The sequence below is a fragment of the Chryseobacterium sp. HR92 genome, from assembly GCF_045689405.1.
Taxonomy (GTDB): domain Bacteria; phylum Bacteroidota; class Bacteroidia; order Flavobacteriales; family Weeksellaceae; genus Chryseobacterium; species Chryseobacterium viscerum_A.
The window spans coordinates 4,010,477-4,032,236 of sequence record NZ_CP139139.1 but is presented as its reverse complement, the minus strand read 5'-3'; the positions used below and the strand labels follow the sequence as shown (position 1 = coordinate 4,032,236).

The 21,760-nt window shown below is 36.3% G+C and carries 20 protein-coding genes; 13 read left to right on the top strand and 7 right to left on the bottom strand.

Annotation, left to right across the window (positions count from 1 at the left end; translation table 11 throughout):
* Window positions 1–2 precede the first annotated feature (2 nt).
* Both SFA27_RS18130 and SFA27_RS18125 read right to left on the bottom strand, forming a co-directional pair.
* Complete coding sequence (locus tag SFA27_RS18130; protein WP_047373745.1) at window positions 3–809, bottom strand: 1-acyl-sn-glycerol-3-phosphate acyltransferase; 807 nt, start codon at window positions 807–809, stop codon at window positions 3–5.
* 27 nt (window positions 810–836) lie between these two features.
* Window positions 837–1,466 carry a CoA pyrophosphatase gene (locus SFA27_RS18125; protein ID WP_047373747.1) on the bottom strand — a complete coding sequence of 210 codons (630 nt, stop codon included), beginning with the start codon at window positions 1,464–1,466 and terminating at the stop codon, window positions 837–839.
* A 424-nt stretch (window positions 1,467–1,890) separates the two neighbouring features.
* On the opposite strand from SFA27_RS18125, the gene SFA27_RS18120 reads away from it, so the two are divergent.
* The 6 genes from SFA27_RS18120 (at window position 1,891) to SFA27_RS18095 (ending at window position 7,298) form a co-directional block, all read left to right on the top strand.
* Window positions 1,891–2,709: an RIP homotypic interaction motif-containing protein gene (locus tag SFA27_RS18120; RefSeq protein ID WP_047373749.1), complete on the top strand. Its 819-nt coding sequence runs from the start codon at window positions 1,891–1,893 to the stop codon at window positions 2,707–2,709.
* Between the two features lie 115 nt (window positions 2,710–2,824).
* A complete protein-coding gene (locus SFA27_RS18115; protein ID WP_047373751.1) occupies window positions 2,825–3,223 on the top strand; it encodes a hypothetical protein in 399 nt (132 codons plus the stop codon).
* A 7-nt stretch (window positions 3,224–3,230) separates the two neighbouring features.
* Window positions 3,231–3,965, top strand: a complete 735-nt coding sequence (locus tag SFA27_RS18110) for a CsgE family curli-type amyloid fiber assembly protein (RefSeq protein ID WP_407294061.1) — start codon at window positions 3,231–3,233, stop codon at window positions 3,963–3,965.
* Between the two features lie 11 nt (window positions 3,966–3,976).
* A complete protein-coding gene (locus SFA27_RS18105) occupies window positions 3,977–4,387 on the top strand; it encodes a curli production assembly/transport component CsgF (RefSeq protein WP_077414270.1) in 411 nt (136 codons plus the stop codon).
* 23 nt (window positions 4,388–4,410) lie between these two features.
* Window positions 4,411–5,775: a CsgG/HfaB family protein gene (locus SFA27_RS18100; protein WP_407294059.1), complete on the top strand. Its 1,365-nt coding sequence runs from the start codon at window positions 4,411–4,413 to the stop codon at window positions 5,773–5,775.
* Between the two features lie 11 nt (window positions 5,776–5,786).
* Window positions 5,787–7,298 (top strand): carboxypeptidase-like regulatory domain-containing protein, encoded by a 1,512-nt coding sequence (locus SFA27_RS18095; RefSeq protein ID WP_264519016.1) that lies wholly within the window; start codon window positions 5,787–5,789, stop codon window positions 7,296–7,298.
* A gap of 266 nt (window positions 7,299–7,564) precedes the next feature.
* Here the strand turns inward: SFA27_RS18095 and SFA27_RS18090 are convergent, their stop codons facing one another.
* The 5 genes from SFA27_RS18090 to SFA27_RS18070 all read right to left on the bottom strand — a co-directional run bounded on the left by SFA27_RS18090 (window position 7,565) and on the right by SFA27_RS18070 (window position 12,308).
* Complete coding sequence (locus SFA27_RS18090) at window positions 7,565–8,215, bottom strand: response regulator transcription factor (protein WP_264519015.1); 651 nt, start codon at window positions 8,213–8,215, stop codon at window positions 7,565–7,567.
* A gap of 213 nt (window positions 8,216–8,428) precedes the next feature.
* A complete protein-coding gene (locus tag SFA27_RS18085) occupies window positions 8,429–8,896 on the bottom strand; it encodes an OsmC family protein (protein WP_407294056.1) in 468 nt (155 codons plus the stop codon).
* Window positions 8,897–9,103: 207 nt separating this feature from the next.
* Window positions 9,104–10,663 (bottom strand): ribonuclease E/G, encoded by a 1,560-nt coding sequence (locus tag SFA27_RS18080; protein ID WP_047373759.1) that lies wholly within the window; start codon window positions 10,661–10,663, stop codon window positions 9,104–9,106.
* A gap of 365 nt (window positions 10,664–11,028) precedes the next feature.
* Complete coding sequence (locus tag SFA27_RS18075; protein ID WP_002984212.1) at window positions 11,029–11,319, bottom strand: HU family DNA-binding protein; 291 nt, start codon at window positions 11,317–11,319, stop codon at window positions 11,029–11,031.
* Between the two features lie 317 nt (window positions 11,320–11,636).
* Window positions 11,637–12,308: a response regulator transcription factor gene (locus SFA27_RS18070; protein WP_047373763.1), complete on the bottom strand. Its 672-nt coding sequence runs from the start codon at window positions 12,306–12,308 to the stop codon at window positions 11,637–11,639.
* Window positions 12,309–12,487: 179 nt separating this feature from the next.
* Here SFA27_RS18070 and tssO point away from each other — a divergent pair, with 179 nt between their 5' ends.
* From tssO to SFA27_RS18035, 7 genes are all read left to right on the top strand, one after another.
* Window positions 12,488–13,024 carry a type VI secretion system TssO gene (gene tssO, locus SFA27_RS18065; protein ID WP_047373765.1) on the top strand — a complete coding sequence of 179 codons (537 nt, stop codon included), beginning with the start codon at window positions 12,488–12,490 and terminating at the stop codon, window positions 13,022–13,024.
* Window positions 13,025–13,035: 11 nt separating this feature from the next.
* Entirely contained in the window at window positions 13,036–13,560 is a 525-nt protein-coding gene (locus SFA27_RS18060; RefSeq protein WP_047373766.1) for a type VI secretion system transmembrane protein TssO, read from the top strand.
* A 48-nt stretch (window positions 13,561–13,608) separates the two neighbouring features.
* Window positions 13,609–14,520 carry a PKD domain-containing protein gene (locus tag SFA27_RS18055; protein ID WP_047373768.1) on the top strand — a complete coding sequence of 304 codons (912 nt, stop codon included), beginning with the start codon at window positions 13,609–13,611 and terminating at the stop codon, window positions 14,518–14,520.
* A gap of 47 nt (window positions 14,521–14,567) precedes the next feature.
* Entirely contained in the window at window positions 14,568–16,973 is a 2,406-nt protein-coding gene (gene tssR / locus SFA27_RS18050) for a type VI secretion system protein TssR domain-containing protein (protein WP_407294053.1), read from the top strand.
* A 409-nt stretch (window positions 16,974–17,382) separates the two neighbouring features.
* Window positions 17,383–17,790: a type VI secretion system tube protein TssD gene (gene tssD, locus SFA27_RS18045; RefSeq protein WP_034697144.1), complete on the top strand. Its 408-nt coding sequence runs from the start codon at window positions 17,383–17,385 to the stop codon at window positions 17,788–17,790.
* A 166-nt stretch (window positions 17,791–17,956) separates the two neighbouring features.
* On the top strand, window positions 17,957–19,885 hold the full coding sequence (locus tag SFA27_RS18040; protein WP_047373772.1) for a phage baseplate assembly protein V: 1,929 nt from the start codon (window positions 17,957–17,959) through the stop codon (window positions 19,883–19,885).
* Window positions 19,886–19,894: 9 nt separating this feature from the next.
* Entirely contained in the window at window positions 19,895–21,742 is a 1,848-nt protein-coding gene (locus SFA27_RS18035; protein ID WP_407294050.1) for a hypothetical protein, read from the top strand.
* The last annotated feature ends 18 nt before the right edge of the window (window positions 21,743–21,760 follow it).

The following is a 21,760-nucleotide window of genomic DNA, read 5'->3' as shown; positions in this document are numbered from 1 at the left end:
CTTTAATTATTTGAGTCCTTTTGTTCTAATTTTTTAGCTTTAAGTTCTTCATCATAACTGTGTAATAGGTTGAAATCTTCTGTCTGCTCAATGGCAGTCATGATTTTCAATAAAATTTCCGGTGCTTTTTCATTATCATAATCAATATCCAAAGGAGCCTTGAATTCCATCGTAGGTTTTACACCGGTTACCTTTACGCGGAGTCCTTTTTTATCAAAAGCTCTTCTGAATCCGTTTATTTTGATTGGAATTACAATAGGACGCTGATTTTTTACCAATTTGGCAGTTCCTCTTCGTCCCTGTGCAAAAGCGGAAGTAGTTCCTTGAGGGAAAGTCGCTACCCAGCCATTGTCCAATGCTTTCATAATATTGTCTACCTCGCTCATGTCTACCATTCTGTTGACATTTTTCCCTTCAGCTCTCCATGTTCTTTTTACCGTTACAGCACCCGCAATTTTGAAAATTTTAGGAAGAATACCTTTGTTCATGGTTTCTTCAGCTGCTACATAGTAAAAATCGATCTTGGGGTTCAATAAGTAGATCGGGTTTTTTATCGTGTTCAGATATCCGTTATTTACAGCACAGAAAGCATGGTACATTGCTGCCACATCTGCAAAATAAGTCTGATGGTTGGATACAAAAAGCACGTTAGAGTCCGGAAGATCCACAAGGTGTTCTGTTCCGGTTATTTTTAACTTATTAAAGCCGTTGAATCTTCTGTATGATACAACTCCTAAAATAAAAATAATAAACCTTTTCAAAAAATAAGGTGTTCCGAATGCATCGGTGAAAATATTTTTCTTCGCCATTTCTCAATTAAACACGGTACTGCAAAGTTACATTTTTTTCAGCAACTGGCTGAATTCACTTAATATCATCGCTGTGGCACCCCAGATAATGTATCCGTTGAAATTGATCACAGGAACCTCATATCCGTTGGCATTAGGCAGTGCCATGATTTCGGGGGTATCAGACAGGTTGAGAAAGGAAGTGATTGGAAATTCTATGGTTTCCACAGCTTCCGTCTGCTGAAGAACGAAGGCGGGATTCTTTTTAGTATAAGAAATATAGGGATATACATAAAAATTGCTCGGTGGAATGTAAATAGGAGACATTTCTCTGATGATCCTTACATAATGCTTGTCTATTCCGATTTCTTCGGAAGTTTCCCGAACTGCGGTTTCCGCAAAATCTCTGTCCATCTCTTCACGTTTTCCTCCAGGCAGCGAAATCTGCCCGCTGTGTCTGTCGTGCTCATTAATTGTTCTTTGAATTAATGGAAAATACCACTCATTGTCTTTCAGATACAGAACGATATTGACAGCTGCAAATTTGGGATTCTTTGCCAATACTTCATCATAAGTAAAAACAGGGCGGGAGGGAGGTGAGAAAACTCCATGGGCATGCTCACCGGGAAGTTCTACACTTTTTATTTTTCGTAATAAATCTTTTCCAAAATTTTCCATACCTCAAATTTAACAATATATCTTGAAGAAATAAGGGCCTTAACATTAATTAACCATGTAATATTAATATGAAAAGATGAGTTGTGGTAAATTTTAGTTCACGGGTGAAAAGTGGATAGATGATAATAGTAAAGCATTTAAAACCCGGAACTGTGAAGTTTTAATGCACATGGTGAATTTGGAAAAATGAGTGAAAATCGTGGCCGGGAAAAATTAAATATTCACCACTAAATGAGCTGTTTACAGTTCTGAAAAAGACTCCCGTATTTTTCCGTAACTGAAAACAATGACTTTCGTACAACGGCAAATAGTGACCCTTGCAACTATAAACAGTGACTTTTGAAATTTACACTTTGGTGGTGGTTTTTCATTTTGACTTAGAGGCTACCTTTGCCTTACTATTAACCAATTAATTTTTACTAAGATGAAAAATTTACTTACAGGTGTACTTACACTATTCGCCATGAGTTTCGGATTCGCACAATTCAATATTGATGTGACTACCCAGACAGGAAACTTAAATGTTGCTACTGTGGATCAGACTGGTCTTTTGAATATCAACTCTTTGACACAGACAGGGAATCGTAATACTGCAGACATAGATCAGGTAGGTATTTTGAACGTTAATACTGCACAAAGTATCGGAAACAGAAACTCTATAGATGTAGATCAGGTGGGTATCGGAAACTCAAATGAAGTAATGCAGATGGGAAACAGAAACTCTGCTTCAACATGGCAGCTTGGAGTTCTTAACTCTACAGAGCAAACTCAGATTGGAAGACGAAATGATGCTTCTTCGGTACAGGTAGGATTAGGTAACTCAGTTTTTCAATATCAGGACGGAAGAAGAAATGATGCTTCAGCTATTCAGTTAGGTAGTGGTAATGACGCTTATCAAATTCAGCTGGGAAGAAGAAATGATGCCAGCGGACTTCAGATAGGAGCTAACAATGTCCTTGTTCAGTATCAGGATGGTAATGATAACAGTGCTACTCATGCTCAAGTGGGATCAGGTAATATTGCCGCTTCAGTTCAGGTAGGAGATGATAATACATCTGCTGGATTACAGATAGGTAGTGCCAACCAGCTTTATCAATTCCAGATAGGAGATTCCAATACAGCTATTGACCTTCAGATGGGTAATGGTAACTTTACCTGGGTAGCTCAAAGCGGTACTGGTCATTTCCACTTAGGAGCTCAGGTGGGTAACGGAAACTCAATGATTGTGAATCAATCCAATTAAGCCCTATAACACATACTGTAAATCTTAGAAATTGTAAAGGAGAAACTACAGGGTTTCTCCTTTTTTACCTCCAATTTTCTTTGGTTTACATCAGTATCTTTAATACATAGAGGCCATGTTTACTTTAAGATGGAGTGTTTTTGCTCTTTTCATAATATTGCCATTGCAGGCACAGGAAATAGACTGGGATAAGATCAACAGCAATACAATCTTTAATCTTATAGCCAGGCAGCAGATTGATCAGACTTCATACGGAACCAATATCATTCAAATGGGTGATTATAACAATGCCGAGCTTTCTCTTAATGCCAGAACTAATGTTGCTGTAAAACAACTGGGAGACTTTAATACGCTTTATTTTATCAATTCATTTACAGATAAAGAAACTAAAGCTGCCATTACTGCACAAGGAAACAATAATATTATTGATGTCACGGGAAGCAATAGTATTTCGGATGGAATTCAGATCAATGTAAAGGGAGACAATAAAACAGTTTTCATGAGAAACTATTAAAACACAAATGATGAAACTTTTATATTCCCTTAGCCTGAGCACATTTTTTAGCTTCCTGTCTGTATGGACTTATGGGCAGGAAGATAAAAAAATAAACGCAAGGATAGAGAGCAGCCTCCTTGAAAATCAGGTTATACTGACAGCAATTGTAATGAACAATACCCCTGTTTATAAGGAACTGAATTATCTTTTGGTTTCTATTAAAAAAGGAAACGGCGGGAACCTTTCAAACAATCAGCAGAATGGTAAATTTTCTGTGAATCCCAATGAAGTCAAAATATTATCGGAGATCAGTGTAAATCTTGAATCAAAAGATGCTTTGAAGGCGTTTCTTTATATCAGAGATGAGGAAACACAAAAGCTGGTTGCTAAAGACAGCCTGGAGCTTAACAGTGATCTTTTTAAAAAGAAAACAGCAAAGGTTGAAGAAGATGCAGCTTATGAACTGAGAGGACTTACGATTGATGAAACCAAAACCAAGGTTGGAAAAGATTTTTATGATCTGTTTTATATGCAATACAGCCAGCTTCCGGATAAAAGCAGCAGTGCCGTTACGATTACAGAACTTCCCCTTCGCGGAACAAGCGGCCAGATCAATATCCAGATTGAGGATAAAATTATTTACAGTTTTATGACCAATCCTGCAGAAGATTATTTAAAAGAGCAGCTTGTCTACAGCTTAAAATATATCAAAGAATTTAACGCTAAGAAAAACCTTATTAAAAATGAATTTATCTACTAAAAATGTCCGCCATGAAAACTTTTATCATTATTTTGACCTTTATTGCGGGTATTTTCTACGGAAAATCTCAGCAGCTCGTCTACAAACCGGTCAATCCGGCTTTTGGAGGAGATACATTTAATTACCAGTGGCTTTTAAGCTCTGCCAATGCACAAAACCAATTTGACGAAAAAAATGATTTCAGCGATTTGCTGGATCGTGTAAATTCTCTTGACAGCTTTACCCAGAGTCTCAACAGACAGATTCTCAGTGAACTTTCAAGAAAACTGTTTGATGAACAGTTTGGTGACGGAAATATAAAACCCGGAAATTATCTTTTCGGATCGCTTTATTTACAGATTACCAATACTAATCAGGGACTTTTAATCAATATTTTGGATACCAGTAATGGCGATCAGTCCGAGATCGTAATTCCGAAATAGGAATAACTAAAAATAAACTTACCATGACAACCTACACTTACACCAGAATCTTTTTCTGTAGTTTCCTGCTATGCATTCTGCAGGCTTGTAGTTCAATATTTGGTTTACCTTCGGATCCCGAAAAACCAACAATGGGTGAGGTTACTTCCTCTACCGCAGAATTGAAAAACCTTCCCCTTCCCAAAGAGAAAATTGTAATAGGGGTCTACAAATTCCGGGACCAGACCGGCCAGTATAAACCTTCTGAAAACGGAAACAACTGGAGCACGGCAGTCCCTCAGGGAACCACCACCATTCTTATCAAAGCACTGGAAGACAGCCATTGGTTTATCCCTATTGAAAGGGAAAATATTGCGAATCTTCTCAATGAAAGACAAATCATCCGTTCCACACGACAGGAATATATAAAGGATGCAGATAAGAACAGTCAGGCACTTCCTCCTCTTTTGTATGCCGGAATTCTTCTTGAAGGCGGCGTAATCTCCTATGACAGCAATATTCTCACCGGAGGGCTTGGAGCAAGGTATTTCGGAATTGGTGCTTCTACACAATACCGTCAGGACAGAATTACTATTTACCTTCGTGCTGTCTCTACCCTTAATGGAGAAATTCTTAAAACAGTTTATACCTCTAAAACTATCCTTTCCACCAGCGTCAACGGAAGTTTTTTCAGATATATTGATACAGAAAGGCTTCTTGAAGCTGAGGTTGGTCTCACCCAGAATGAGCCCGTTCAGCTTGCTGTAACAGAGGCTATTGAAAAAGCTGTAAAATCTCTTATCGTAGAAGGAATAAGAGACAAAATATGGGGGAAAGCAGTGGATACCAATGGAGGATACGAGACTTTAATCAATGAATATAACAGAGAGCAGGAGCAAAATAACGGAAGAGCAGTGGGTGGCAAATATCCGGAGAACTACAGACAGAAAGTTTCCATATTTGCCAACGTTGAAGGACAGAAAGTGAAAGATGATTATGTAGGCCCTAAAATGAATGTTGGAGGCAAAATAGGATTCAAATATTTCCTTACTCCCTACCTGAATGTAGAAGTGAATGGCAGCTATTTTACTCTTGAAAATTCAAATATTGTGAAAAGAAACTATTTCGGTCCCGAAGTGAACCTGGAATATGTGCCTTTTCCCAAATATAGATTCAGCCCATACATTTATGGTGGAGCAGGAGCTATGTATTCAAAATATAAACCTCAATATAAAGCTCAGTTCGGAGGAGGGCTGGAATATATGATCAGCCGGAATGTTTCACTGAGAGCTTCGGCTCAATATGATCTGGGCTTCAAAGATAACTGGGAAGGCCTTGTGAATGGGAAAAGGAAAGATCAGGCTTTACGCTTTGGTATAGGAATCAATTTTTACTTCGGAAACAAATAAAAACACGAATTATGAAAACTTTAATTAAAATACTCAGCATATTCATCTTTGCTTTTTGTCTGTTTTCATGCAATGAAGACCTTGTAGAACAGGCTCAAACAGGAATGTTAAAAGGAAAAGTTGTAAAAAGAGGCAGTAATGTGCCGCTTTCTAATGTGAAAATCTTTACCAATCCTACAACACAAACGGTTTTCAGTGGTACAGACGGTTCTTTTGAAATCGCAGCCATGCCGGTAGGAAATTATTCTGTAAAAGCAGAACTTTCAGGATATATTACCAGCTTTCAGTCTGTCAATATACAGAATCAAAATCAAGTGGTAACAGCAGTTTTTGAAATGGATGATGACACATCATTGAATTCTCCTCCTGCTACACCACAGTTGCTAAGTCCGATAGATAACGCAGTAAATCAACCTTTGAGCGTCGAATTAACCTGGAGCGCAACAGATCCGGATACAGCGGATGTTTTAAAATACAGTTTGGCAATTAAAAATAATCTTGACACTAATGTGATTCAGGTTAATGATTTGACAGCTAATCATTATACGCTTTCAAATCTGAAGTTTGGTGTAAGTTACTTCTGGCAGGTGTCTGTTTCGGACGGCATTCACCAGCCAGTTTTAAGCTCTATCAGTAAATTTACCACCAATACAGTGCCGGCCAACAGGTACCATTATACACAAAAACAGAATGGGAACTTTGTTATCATCTCCAGTGATGATCAGGGAAATAATTTCCAGTTTACCAATTCCTCCTACAACAGCTGGCGGCCACGCAAGAACAATAATGCAGGTCTCATTGCTTTCCTTCGTACAGAAGGTGGAAGTACTCATATTTATACTGCCAATCCTGACGGCTCCAATCCTTTTAAAGTAACCACTGTGGCTGTAGCAGGTTTTAATAATTATGAAATGGATTTTGCATGGAGTACAAACGGTAAGGAGCTTATTTATTCTAATTTCAATAAATTATACAGGATTAATAAAGATGGCAGCGGGCTGAGTCTGGTATATACCACTCCAGACGGAAGTATGATATCCGAATGTGACTGGAGCTATGATGGTAGTAAAATAGCTTTGAAAACCAACGATTATAATGGTTATAACACTAAAGTTTATGTTATAGACATGACGGGAACTGTCCTTAAAACCGTATTATCCGGTTCTCCGGGAGCCAGCGGTGGATTGAATTTCTCCGTAGACGGACAACTTCTTCTCTTTACCCGGGATGTTTCAGGGTACCTGGATGGTAGTGGAAATTACCGACAGCTGGATTCTCATATTTTCATCTACAATCTGGTCACAGATGTCGTAAGTGATATTTCCGCCGAAAGCGAAAAAGTGATGGGAACCAATGATCTTGACCCAAGGTTCTCACCTAATAATGCACAGATCATTTTTATGAACACTTCCAATGATAATATTTCGCAAAGAAATGTAATGGTAATTGATCTTAACAGTAGTCTGACAGATCTTACCCGAACTGCACTTTTCAGTAATGCTGAGATGCCGGATTATGAATAAAATTCAAAGTTTAAAGTTCAGGGTTTTAAAGTTCCAAGTTGTGAGCCGGAGATTAGAGATTTGAGTTGTTTACAGATAAACAATAAGGTCAAAGTTATATAAGCTTTTTCATAGTTCAATTTCTGATCTCTATGCCTCACTTCTAACCTTAGAATGAATAAGGATTATTAATAGTTGCGCCTGATACACATCATAAGAGTGAATTCAAGCATAAAAAAATTCCAGGCTGTAAAGTCTGGAATTTTTGAGTTTTTCATGGGAGAACTTCAGTCGATAATATGATTCTCAATAGCATATTTTACAATTCCGACTGAGTTTTTCGCATTGAGTTTCAAAAGAATTCTTTTTCGGTGTGTTTCTACCGTATTGATACTGATAAAAAGTTTTTCAGAGATATCTTTGCTGCTGCACCCATCACAGATCAGTTTTAGGATTTCCATTTCTCGGCGGGTGAGAGGTTCTTTAATGTGAGGATTTTGTTTTTCTTGTTCACTGCTGATGAAATTCATCATTTTTTCCTTAGCATGATCGCTGATATAGATTTCATTAAGGAGCAAAACATTAATGGATTTCAGGAACTCGTCATAGGTGCAGTTTTTGTCCAAATAACCTTTGATGCCTTTGTTGAAGAGCTTCCGCATATCTATCACGTCATAAGAGCTTCCAATGACAATGATTTTGGTGTTTTTATGTTCAGAAACAATGCTTTCTACCAATTTGCAGATTTCCGTAAGCATGAGCATGTTTGAGCTCATAACAAGCATTTCCGATGGTTCTTCTTTTAAGTGTTTGGAGAGGGTTTCTAAAGAGTTGCAAATGTCAATGGTACTAAAAATTTTGCTTTGTGTAAGCAGTCTTGATAATCCCTCGGTATAAAGCATGGGCTCATCAAAAATGGTCAATCTTGGTTTCATCATGGTTTATTTTGTTTATATAAAAATATGAAAAAAACTTCATATTTTAAACAAAATTGTTAAATAATTTTAATTTATGCTGTTTTTGTTAGTGGTAAAACATTGTTTTTATTAATTATTTAGCAAATAATTCTCTTTTTGTGGAGTTTTTTGGAGTTATTACTGTTAAAACGTTTTATTCATCATTGTTTTTGAAGTTTATTTTCAAATGTGGTATCATATAACTAACGTGGTAGGGATATGCTTTACCGGAAAACTAACTGAGTTGGCAATGAAGCAATATTCGTTGGCTTTATGATGAAGCTCCTCTGCTTTTTCCTTCATAGATTCTTCTGCAACGGTTACTGCAGGATGTAAAGTTACTTCTGTGAAATGTCCGCTTCCGCTGGTTGTTTCTGCCATTATACCTGTTGCTTCATCGGTGTAATCTGTCACTATAATACCAGCTTCGGAGCAAAAATGAAGATACCACAGCATATGACAGGAAGAAAGTGAGGATAAAAACATCTCTTCCGGATTATGCTTTGTTTTATCACCTCGGAATGCCGGATCGGATGAACCCTCAATAACAGCTTTGTTTTCTGCTGAAATAGTATGGCTTCTTTCATAGTCTCTATATCCACTAGTTCCGGTTCCCTGGTTTCCTGTCCATTGGGTGGTGATTTTGTAATGGTGATTTTTCATGTTTTAAAGATAAATAATTAATGATGAATGATGAATGATGAATGATGAATGATATTGTTATTAAAATTCAATAAGGGTGGGCTTTAGCCCGCCTTTAAAAAATGCAAAATTCACGGGCTTTAGCCAAAACTTAAATTATACATCATATTCTATGCTTATCAATGCAAAATAAAAAAACCTTCAGTACAACTGAAGGTTTTAAATTTTTTAATTAGAGAATTCTATTAATTCTTCTTTTTTAGCATTGTAGATTTTGTATTCCAGGTATTTAAAAGAATCCCTTGGAACGATGGTTACCCATTTTTTGTATTTGATAAACCATTTCATCTGGATACTTTTGATACCTTTTGTAAGGTAGGCTTCCACAAACGGATGCACATGCAGGTAGATTTTTCCTTTTTCTTTCTGCAGGATGTTTCTTAAGGTTTCACCCATTCTTTCCACGATCACAATTGGAGCTACAATTTCTCCGTCTTTGTTCGGGTTTTCTTCTTTGGTGTCGATCTGCTTTTCCGGACGATTTCTTTGTCTGGTGATCTGGATCAGACCAAATTTACTTGGAGGAAGGATTTTGTGGCGGGCTTTGTCGCGCTTCATTTCCTCTTTCAGATGCTCGTAGAGATCTCTTCTGTGATCAGAATTCGGCATGTCTATGAAATCGATTACGATGATACCTCCCATATCACGGAGGCGAAGTTGTCTTGCGATCTCAGTAGCAGCCATTTTGTTCACTTTTAGTGCATGTTCTTTATTGACAGCGGTTCCGGTGGTAATATTGTTACCGGAGTTAACGTCAACGACGTGAAGTGCTTCTGTGTGTTCAATAACAAGATAGGCGCCTTTGGAACTCGGAATATTTACGTGTTTTCCGAAGCTCTGTTTAAGCTGTTTTTCAACGTTGTAATATTCCAGAAGAGGAATATGGGAATCATAAAACTGGACAATATTTTTCTTTTCAGGGGCAATTACTTCCACGTAATTAGTCATTTCATTTACCATTTGCTCATCATCGCAGATGATATTGACGAAATCCTGATTAAAATTGTCTCTTAAAATAGCTGAAGCTTTGTCTTCTTCGCTTAAAACTTTGGACGGAACTTTATTTCTCTGGATGTTTTTAAAAGTGCTTTCCCATTTCTGAACCAGCTGGTTCATGTCATTATGAAGATCCGCTACTTTTTTTCCTTCGGCTACCGTTCTGATGATAACTCCGAAACCTTCAGGTTTAATACTGTCGATAAGGGTTCTCAGTCTTTCCTTTTCTTCAAAGCTTCGGATCTTTTTAGAAATAGAAACTTTATTGTCGAAAGGGATCAGAACCAGAAAGCGTCCTGTCAGAGAGATTTGGGTAGAGATTCTTGGGCCTTTTGTAGAAATTGGCTCCTTAGTGATTTGCAGAAGAACGATATCATCCTTGGCGATCACTTTATCTACCGTTCCATTTTTGTCTATTTCGGGTTGTATCTCGAAATTCTTTAAGCTTGAAGTGCTTTGTTTTTTAGAAATAGTATCTTTTAAAAACTTTCTGTATGTAAGATACTGAGGTCCCAAATCCTGGTAGTGCAGAAATGCATCTTTGTCATATCCGATATTGACGAATGCTGCATTCAGATTGGGTGCGAGTTTTTTTACTTTTCCTATAAACAGATCTCCAACTATAAAATCGCTTTTGTCCTCTTGCTCATGAAGTTCACATAGTCTTCCGTCTTCCAGTAATGCAATCTTTGTAAGATCATCTTCATGCGAAACTATTAGTTCTTTCTTCATTTTTTTAAGATAAAATTGTTAAGATTATAGGAATTGGATGTTTTTCTCGATTAATTAATCTATTAAATATAAGGATTTTGAATGAAAACCATTATATGTTTATTAAAATAATATTTGAAACCATCTGCTTTCCGCGGAATCTTATAGTTGCAAACAAAAATATAGTTAGTGAACTTTAAGAATTTAAATCCACCAACTATATTATTATATTGTAAATCTCGAGAAGAAGAGATTATTTTTTCTTATGTCTGTTTGCTCTTCTTCTTTTCTTTCTTTTGTGAGTAGCAACCTTGTGTCTTTTTCTTTTCTTTCCGCTTGGCATAATTTTAATTTTTTAGTAACTAGTTAATATTCAGTTAATGTTCTTATTTTACTGCAACTTTAGTTTTTACTTTCTCAACAAAAGATTTTGAAGGTTTGAAAGCAGGAATGTTATGAGCAGGAATCTCAATTGCAGTGTTTTTAGAAATATTTCTTCCTGTTTTAGCAGCTCTTGTTTTAATGATAAAAGATCCAAAACCTCTTAGATAAACGTTATCCCCATTATACATAGAAGTTCTGATCTCCTGCATAAAAGCTTCTACAACTTTCTGTGTTTCATTCTTTTCTGTTCCCAACTTATTTGAGATGGTGTTTACCAATTCTGCCTTTGTCATTTCCTTATTTTAATTTTAAATTTTAGGTGTGCAAATTTAGTTAAAAAAATTGAATACTAGCAAATTAGTGGCAAAATATTTTTATTCAAATCGTTGAGCTTTTAATGTATATGCTATATTAAGGCAGGATTATAATAATTTAACAATAAAATAATCTAGCGGTATAAAGGTACAAAAAAAATAATGAACAAAATTTAATAAACGCCGGTAGCGATAGGTTCTGCAGGGTTTTCTTACTTTATATTAAGTATTTATCCCCCTGCTCAGTCTCCATCAGTTATCCGAAATTTTAAATTTTAAATCTTAAATCAGAATTTTTATAAACTGGAATTGTAATATCCGTTTTCTACGCAGAAGCGTATAAGGTGAAGCTTGGTTTTCAGTCCCAGCTTTTCTGTAAGCCGGTTGATATAAGTGTCAATAGTTCTTGTGCTCAGGTTAAGTTTTTCTGCAATTTCTTTATTGCTGAATCCCTCATAGCAGAATCTCATCAGCTGGATTTCAGCCGGAGAAAGCTCTTCCTGACCCTTTTTCTGTCTGTCCATATATTCCTGCACCGCAAGAGGCTGCTGCTCCCATTCTTTAGAATACGTTTGGTAATCAAAGTCTTCGGAAGCAATACTTCCTTTAATAATATCCTTTATAATGGTGCTTTTTTTCTGGCAGTAATAGATATTAGGAATTTTTGAAAGAATTTCAGCCATATCTTCCTGATAAGTGCCGGAATAGGTAATAATAGGAGTTTCTGTGTTGTTTTTCCGGATGTATTTGATGGCTTCAATTCCACTTAATACTGGCATAAATAACTCAATAATGAACACATCCTCCTGTCTCCTGTAAATTCTGTTTACCAGCTCGTGTCCATTGTTACAGTCATTCAGAAGCATATAGAAAGGATTCTCCATGAGGGTTTTGATCATTATTTTTTTAAAATAAAAATCACTGTCAGCAATAGAAAAACGTACGGTATTAGATAATATTTTACTCATTCTTAATATCGATTTGGCGAATGATATTTAAAATTTAGAGGTCTAATTTATGAAAAACTTATCAAAGTGGAAATTAATATTAATTTAATCAGGGTTTTCACGAAACAGGTCTGGGGAAACTACGTATTGTGCATGAATTTTTTTTTTTATATTTTCACAGGCCAAACAAATCGCAAATTATGTCTTCTAACAGGGAAAAAAAATTAAACAAATCTGACGTCAGAATAGGCATTTGGAAGTTTATTCTGTCTTTTGTTGTTTTGTCGGTTGTCACTTTTACGTGCTTATTTCTCTTCTTTAAGAGTTATGATATACAACGTGAGGGGATCAGCCGGGAAGCTGAAGCCTATAAAGAACTGATGCTTAGAAGTGACGTTCTGAAAGATCACATTGATGATATTTATGACAAAATGAACCAGCTTAGTATTAATAAGGTGGAGAACGAGTTATTCCTCAGAACCAGCATTATGGATAACGTGAGAGATGCCAAAAATATTATGGGTAAAGACAGTGTGCAGAACTTTAAACATTATGCCATACTGATGAAGCAGATAGTGCCTATGATGACCTTAAAGGCTAAGATCATTGAGGTAGAGTATAAGAAAAAAACCGTTTTAAGGGATCTGGATGAATGTATGGGTAAAATAAAAGTAACCAATAATGAGCTTAGAAAAGACCCTACAAGAAATTTTACAGGAAGTAAAAGAAGAAGATAAAAAATAAAGATATGCAAGGACAAATCACATTATCAAAGAAAGAAAGGCATTATCAGTTTTTTTATTTAATACTGATGCTTGTGACTGCCATGTTATTTTTGGGAGTAATCTTTTTAAAAGGTTTTGTATCTCCATTTTCTGATGAAGATGTAAGAGGGATTCAGAATCTTGAACAGAAAGCTGAATTTGAGCATCATCAAAAAATTGTTATTCCTATCATGGACAGTACTTATACGATGATCACAAAGCTTACCGATGACAGTCCACAGCCTTTTATAGAAAATAATATTCAGTTAGGGGTTAATGATATCAACAGCTATTTTAGCAGTACCGATGTTATTGATATCAGAAAAGATGCCTATCCTCAGATTGCAAAATTCTATAAAATGTATTATGATGACAAAAAAGTTATTTCAACTACTTCAGAAGACATTAAAATTTTTCAGAAGCAGGTGGATGAATGCAGAATCGGATTCAAGGATAAACAAAATAAGCTTTATCAGCGTGAGCAGGATCTGAAGGCGAGAGTACAATAAATACTAAATACTAGGAACTTTACATAAAACACATCACAATTATTAACTATGAATTATTTTCAAAAGAACAAGAAAAACATTATTATCGGTGTTGTTGCAACTTTGCTCATCGCAGCATTGGTTGCTCTATGGCTGCAGAAAAAAGTTATCCATTCTGCCGATGATATTGTTGGGGTAGTTTATCCGTCTTCACTGGCGGTAGGTGACACACTCTTATTTGAAGACAAAACCCAGTTTGCGAAAACCAAAAGATGGAATTTCGGAGACGGTACAACTTCAGATAAAAACAGTGGGATTCACTTCTATAATAAACCGGGGTATTATCAGGTAAGTTTGATCGTTGACAATAAGTATACGAAATCTTTCCCTGTAATGGTAAGCGCAAGAAGCATTCAGAAAGCAAGAGATACTGCAAAAAGTGCAACTACTATTGAGGCTGTAGCTCAGGCTATGCAAAATGAAAGTGTATCTTTCCGTGCCATTTCTGATGCAAAAGTGTTTGCATGGAAATTCGGAGAAACAGGAAATACAGATTCTAAAGATAAATTTACGATCTATTCTTATAAAAAGCCCGGAGATTATGTGGTAACGTTATACACTGAAGAAAGTCAGGAACCTATCTATCACCATATCAAGATCCTTCCGGCTTATGATGCTCTTGCAGAAGAGGAAGTGTCAGTAGAAGATTCTTATGCTAGAGTAGATAGTGATTTCAAATATCACCTGCAGCAGATCGCCAATGGAAACAGTTTCAATATGCATTACAATTACCTGTTGAAAACTTATCTGTGTAATAATGAAAATACAGTAGTAAAGGTAAATGACAGCAAGGTAAACAATTTCTACATGTATTGTGCCGGTCTTCAGTTTGACAAAAACACGGTAATTCAGACTGTAAAAGTGAATCTGGATGATAAACAGGAGTGTGTAACTAAAGTAGAAATCAACCAAAGCAAATAATATCATCCGGCTTTTACGGATGCGCCAATCATTAAAGATAAAATAGGATGAAAAATAAATTTCCTCTAGCAGCATATTATATAGGGTTATCAGTATTATTGACGAGTTGCCAGGTAAAACTGCCGTCAAAGAAAACCCCAGAGCCATCACAGTATGGGCAGGTGGATGCTTCCCCTGTCGTTAACGGTTATCCTAAAAAATCAGCCCCATGGATCGTTATTTCAGACAGATCGAGAAATACGGCTTACCTGGATAAAGATGATGAGAAATCTTACAAAGAAGTAAAATTCCTTGAACCTTTAATGGTTTTAAAACATAGAGACGGAATGGTAAAAGTAGCGGAATATGTTCCGGATGCTTTAATGAAAAAAGTTTCGTCAAAATCCATCAAAACATATGGATGGATTCCGGAATCTGACCTTCTTCTTTGGAACAACGCTTTAAAAAGTGAAAAAACAGGGTATCCTGTAAGAGTAGCCGTAGTACCAAGTAACAGCGAAGTTATCAAAAGCGCTGAAAGATACTATAAGAATGACTCTATTATGGTGTTTAATTCACCAAGTCTTATTGAAACAGCCAATGTAAAGATTCCAAACGGACAAATTGTATATGTCTACAAGCAGGCTGAAAACAATAAACGATTTTTAGTAGGTAAAAAACCTTCAATTGATATAGACAGCATCGGCAAAGGACTTTACGGATGGGTAAGTTCTAACGTGATTTCCAGCTGGGGAGAGCGTTCTGCTATTAAATTGAAAAATACCACAGGGATCAACGATTCTACGTTAGGTATCTATGAAGGATATCCGGGAGGATCGGGATCAGATGCCGAAAATAAAAAAGCCATTCTTCTTACAGATGTTAACAAAAGAACACAGCTTGAGAATATATTTCCTGTAAACCTTCCATTGGAACAGGCTCCAACTCCGGATTCAAAAACAAAATATTTTACCAATATTTTAGATTACAGCAAGAACTTTGTATCGAACGTATTGGGTGAGCCTATTTATTTTGACCGTTACAGGGAGATCACAGAAAGAGACAAAAATATTAATATTGTTTTTGCATTGGATGTAAGTGCAGGAAATGCACCTTATGCACCCATTGTAAAATCATTACTGCAGGATCTTCAGCTTAGATTCGAAAAACCATCTTATTTTAACAATGTTAAATATGGAGTGGTTTTATATAAAAATAATCCTTGCGGGGAAAATATTGCTGTATCGAACCTAAGTGCGGACTACAGCAAAATGACGACGTTTATTGATCAGAAAACGAATGAAATGAACTGCGCAAGCACTAGCGGGTATCAGCCGGTAGGAGAAGCTCTTACTGCAGCTGGAAACCTTCTTTCAAACGTACCTGATGAAACCAATATTGTAGTCACTGTAGGAACTTCTGCCAACCAAAGCGGAAATATGTACAGTGTGATCAGCTCACTTACTCAGGCTCAGGCAAGACTGATTATGTTCCAGACCAGTGCAAGATCATCTGATACCTATAACGATTTCGTATTGATGGCAGAAAATGTTGTTACCAATACAGCCAAAAATATTGCTGAACTTAAAAAACAAAAAATCATCAACCAGTATGATGTTCTTACTAAGAATAACTTCAGCCTGGTAGAGGGAGATGCAGGATTCTTCTCATTGGCATATCCTAAACAGAGTATGTCTCAGGGATTCGTTATCTTCCCTAAAAAAGGGGATATTACAACTCCAGGATTCCTGAAAAAATCTGTTGACAGCCTTATTTCGCAGGTTACTTTAGACAACCAGAATATTGATAAATCGCTTAATGAATATTTCCATTCATCAGTGGGAGCAGGAAAAACAGATGTTGATGTAAAATATAAATATCTGTATCCGGGTCTTACCAATCCGGTATCTGCAGGAATTGCAGCACAGCTGATCAACTACGGAAGCCCATTCCTTGTAAAAGGATACATTCCGAAAGATCTGAAAGATTATACTCCGGGAATAGAAAAAGGAATCCTTATTTCTGAAGCGGAATATGACAACCTAAAAGCTTTCTATACCGAAGTATACAGGAATACTCAGGCAGACCGTCCGGACTTTAATCAGTCAAGAGCAATAAAAGAGTATGTGAAGCTGCTGAAGAAATATAACCCGACTATAAAATTCCTTGATAAAGGAGATCTTTATGAGCAGCCAATGGCTTATGCTATTGGAATGAGTACAGGATTTGATCTTTCTGAAGAAGAACTGATGGCTAAGTACAAACTGAAAGGTTGGAAAAAATCGAAGGTTGTTCCTAGTGAAACCGTGAAAAATTATTTCTATCACTACAAAAATTTAGCAGACAGAATGCTTGCCAACAGAAATAATCCAGCTGTAAAGATTCAGCAGAACGGGCAGACTTTCTACTGGCTTAATGAATACTTTACACCTTCAAGAATTCCGACGGAACAACCGGAATACACAAAGCATTAAGAAATTCATTTTTTATAATATCAAAAGCAGGAGTACATACTTCTGCTTTTTTTGTGTCCAAAAACCGGAAATGAAAAGTTGAAGTACATCAACCTTGAACCTTGAACCCAAAATTCACAGAAAAGCGAATTGACCATTCACAATTTACCTATAATTTCCCAATTATCTCTCTTAATAGTGTAAAACTGTTTTTTATCTTAAAAATGGGATTTAATTTAAAATACTGTGTTGGTGGGTGTTGTGATGTGGTGTTTAAATCTATTGTCGTAGAATTACGACAAGAAATCGTAGAACTACTACAATTTTTCAGATTTATATTGAAAAGTTTTTTTTAGCGAAATAGAGCCTCTATATTTGCTAAACAATCACCGAATCACAAAATATTACTAACGATTAAAATTTACTAATCATGGCCGAAAGAAATTCAAGAGGAATCTTAAAATTCAACAACGGTGAAGGACAGAAGCTGTTAAAAATGAATTACAGTGTGTCAAGATCTACAGACGTGTCAGGACGTGTAGCATCAGATCCTTCTAACGCATTAATAAAGGTTACAGTAGAAGCTACTGAGAAATCAGATATCCTTGAAAGCCTGTTAAACGGTAAATACAAACCGACTGTAGGAGAGATTACATTCAACAAATCTCACGAAGAAGGAACATTAATCACTTTAAACTGGCAGAACGGATATGTAATCCAGCATCAGGTAGATTTTGATGCTATTGACAGTAACAGCATGCTGATCAGCTTCGTAATAAGTGCCGAAACAATTGATTACGGTACTTCTCAATACGCTGGTCTATGGCCATCCAGCTAAAATTTACACACATTATCAACATTCATAAGAAAAAAGACTGTCCCTATTTATAAGGCGGTCTTTTTTTGCCTGGATGAGAAAACTTATACCAGAAAATTTTACTCTAACATATTTATATACTATCTGTTATATAAAATATTGTTATCTTTAATCAAACACAAAGCATATGAAAACCGAATCAAAGACAAAAGGATCTTCCTTCCGCCCGTCACAGAATGCAGACGGAATATCCGAGAATCATCATGCAGGAATCAACCGGCTGGTTAAATTGTCACTGGTTGTGGAAGGTAAAATTATTAAGTACTACAAACACTTCACTCTTAAACAGAAAGCCAGCCACCACCATGAATTCAGCCTTACCCTTGCCCACGACGCATTGGGAGACAGGCAGAGCCACACCCTTGAAGAAGCTAATAAATTTTTAGGAAAACGCCTTACTGCCGTTATTTCTTACAAAGATATTGAGAAAAGCCCTGAAAGAAACTTTGTGGGTATCATTACCAAAGTAGGATTCAGCCAGGAAAAAATGAGTCTTGGAAATATAGTGCTTTCCGGATACAGCCCAACGATTTTACTTGATGGAGCTCCGCATATTCAGAGTTTTGGCGGCGGGCAGCCCGTTAATATAGGGATTATCGCTGAAGAAGTAATCAAACAGGGAATTGATAAAGAACGATTTGATATAAGAATTGACGCAAATGATTATTCCCAGATTATTTACAGCAGCCAATACAATGAAACCCATTACAATTATCTGGCAAGAATGGCAGAAGCTTATGGGGAACAATTCTATTATGATGGCGAGGTAGTGCACTTCGGAAAACTTCCTCCACAGAATAAACCTATCAAACTGCTTTATGGAAGCAATGCAGATAATATTAGAGTAGAGTTAAAGGCCGTACATACAAAACCTCAATATTATGGCTACAACAGCAGTAAAAATGAAAAACTGACTTCCGGAGAAACTCCTGTAAATCATCTGGGCGACCTTGCCCGTACAGCTTACAGCCATAACGATAAAATATATAAAACTCCGGCGCTTCAGGTTGCCCCTATTAAAGCATCAACCCATCTGGATGTGGAGCACTCTCAAAGAAGTACATCAGGAAGTGAAGCAGTAAACGTATTTTCTGTTTCCGGATCTACAACAGTTCCGTTTTTGCATCCGGGATGTATTGTGGATATCCACATGAGAAAGCCGGACAGCAATGAAACATCCTATTTTACCAAAGTGATGGTAACAGAAGCCGTTCACGAAATTGATACGATCGGACATTATTCAGGAACCTTTGAATCTATTGCTGCAGATACTGGTTTCTTACCCAAACCGGAATTTACCACTCCCGCAGCACAGCCACAGATCGCCACCGTAATTTCAAATACCGATCCGGAAGGGCAGGGAAGAGTTCAGGTAAGATTTGACTGGCAGATGAATGATACCACCCATTTTGTCCGTGTAATGAGCCCTGATGCAGGAGGAACGGATCAGATCACTCAAAACCGTGGGTATGTAGCCATTCCTGAAGTTGGAGATCAGGTGATGGTTAATTTCGTACACAACCATCCTGACAGACCTTTCGTTATGGGAGGAATGTTCCACGGAGGAATTGGCCTTGGAGGAGGTGCAGAGAACCGGGTAAAGTCTATTCAGACGAGAAGCGGCCACAGAATCGTTTTTACAGAAGATGAAAGCATCATTATTACAGATAAAAGTGGTAATGAGATTCATCTGGATACAACGGGAAGCAATATTAACATTACAGCACCGGAGACAATTAATATTAATGCAAAAAATATAAATATAAGTGCTTCAGAGAATATTACTTCTACTGCCGGGCTAAATATTACCGAAGGAGCCGGAGTAAATCATATGAGTACCGCAGGAGGAATGATGATGCAGAATGCGGTATTGGATTATTCTTTAATGGCAGCTAATATTTTGAAAGTAGCAAAAGGTGATATCTCTTCTGAATCAACAAATGTGAAAAGAAATGCAACTAAAGATATAGAAGTTATTTCTGCTGAAGGTACCATTCATCATAATGCCCAGAAAGAAGTTAAAAATAATAGCGGAGAAAAAGGAGCTAACTATTAATCTGATATTATGGGAAATATTACAGAAATAGCAGGCGGAAAGATATCTGAATTATCAACCCAGGAGATTGAAAATAATGCCGGAAACTTTATAAGCAATTTTGCTTCGGGATTCGTTAAACAAAAAGGAGATCAGGCAGGGGTTACTTACGCAAATCCTCCGGGAGATGAAAGAAAAGTTAAAAATTCAATAAAAGGACTGGCTATTTTTCGGAGAAAAATTAATTATGCTAATAAACCGGAATTTGGGTTTGATTGGTATGCCGGAGAAAATTACGAGACAGCCTATACTGAACCGCTTAATTACGAAAGTCTGGTATTGGATGGTGTTGATAGCCTTAAAAAAGAATATACACCTTATTTAAAATACATCTCTTTAGGAGAGTTTGGTTATATTAATGCAGGTTCTAACAGTGGAAAATCTGGTTTAAACATAAATGGAAAACCTTATTATGTTCCTTGGTTTTCTGGTTTTGCAAAGGACGAATCTGATAATAACAAGAGCTATGAACTTGAAGTTTTTTTCAATATTGAAGAACCTGTTGAAGGAAGAATCGAAATAGATAGCGGGAATGAAGGGATAGAATTAGAATTTACTGATGAAGGTAGTTCTGGTTTTGAAATTTCTGAAAGTACTCCAAACAAGTTTAGTAAAAATATTAAAATAACATTTTTAGATTATATAACGGAAAATACATGTATAATCATTACGTTTCATAAAAAGTCTGAGGAGGAAAAAGCCGAAGAAAAGCAATGGAAGGAAGACAAGGCTGCAGGGAAAACAGTGAATTCAATGCCAACTATTTATATAACTGCAGGAGAATTGATGGGAGTGCTTAATGTGTATAACAACAGCATCGAATATGATTTAAATGTCCGTTATGTAAAAGTTCACTTTAAAGGATGGATCAAAGTGGATGGATATGATGAGAAAATATATCTGTCAAAAAGAAACGGTACTGCCACACCTGATTATTTTGAAGATAAAGATATTATTAAAAGACAGCAGAAGCTACAGAAACAAAAAGCAGATCTTGAAGCCGAATTGGCAGAGGTGCAAAGTGGTAAAACAGGCTGGTTCAGTAGTAGCGAAGAAACATTGTTGAAGAAAATTGCAGAAAAAAATGAAGCTATTCTTAAAATTGATATTCAAAATAAAGCGAGATTAAAAATAAACCAGGAGTTGAATACCTATGAATTTAATACTTTAGAAACTAAATTCAGCAGTTCATTTTTGAAGATTTATGAACAAAAAATCAAAGATACCTTTGCTCAGACATTAAGTCATTTCAAAATCGATAAGGATGAGTATATGGAGGTAGATTTTGATGATATGGATGATGACTTATATTTGAAAAAAAATGGTGCTACCTGGGAATTAATGGAAGACGGAATATTTTCTGATAAAGGAGATGCAGGATATGTTCAAAACTATTTAGAAAAAATATACAGAAAAAATAATCCTGATTATGAAGATACCATTGTATTTTTTGTTCCTTTTGATATAGATGATTTATTTGGTAAATCTGAAAGTATATTTGCAGGTGCTGATAATGTAATTGTAGGGCCTGCCATCATGGCGAAAAAAGATTGGATAACGATCCCTCATGAAGTTGCTCACTCGTTAGGTCTGGCTCATTCTTTTCCTGATATGGGATCAAATAAATTTGCTGGCTTTGTTGAAGATGCTTTCAAACCAGGACACATGTTTAAAAAAGGAACTACAGAGAATGTAATGGATTATATTTATGGAGATGTTTTGATCACTTTTTGGAAGTGGCAATGGGATAGAATTCATAAGGACACAGATGATATGAAAGCAATAGATAAATCGAAAAAAAATGAAACTGAAAAATAAGAAGTCAATCATCTTAAA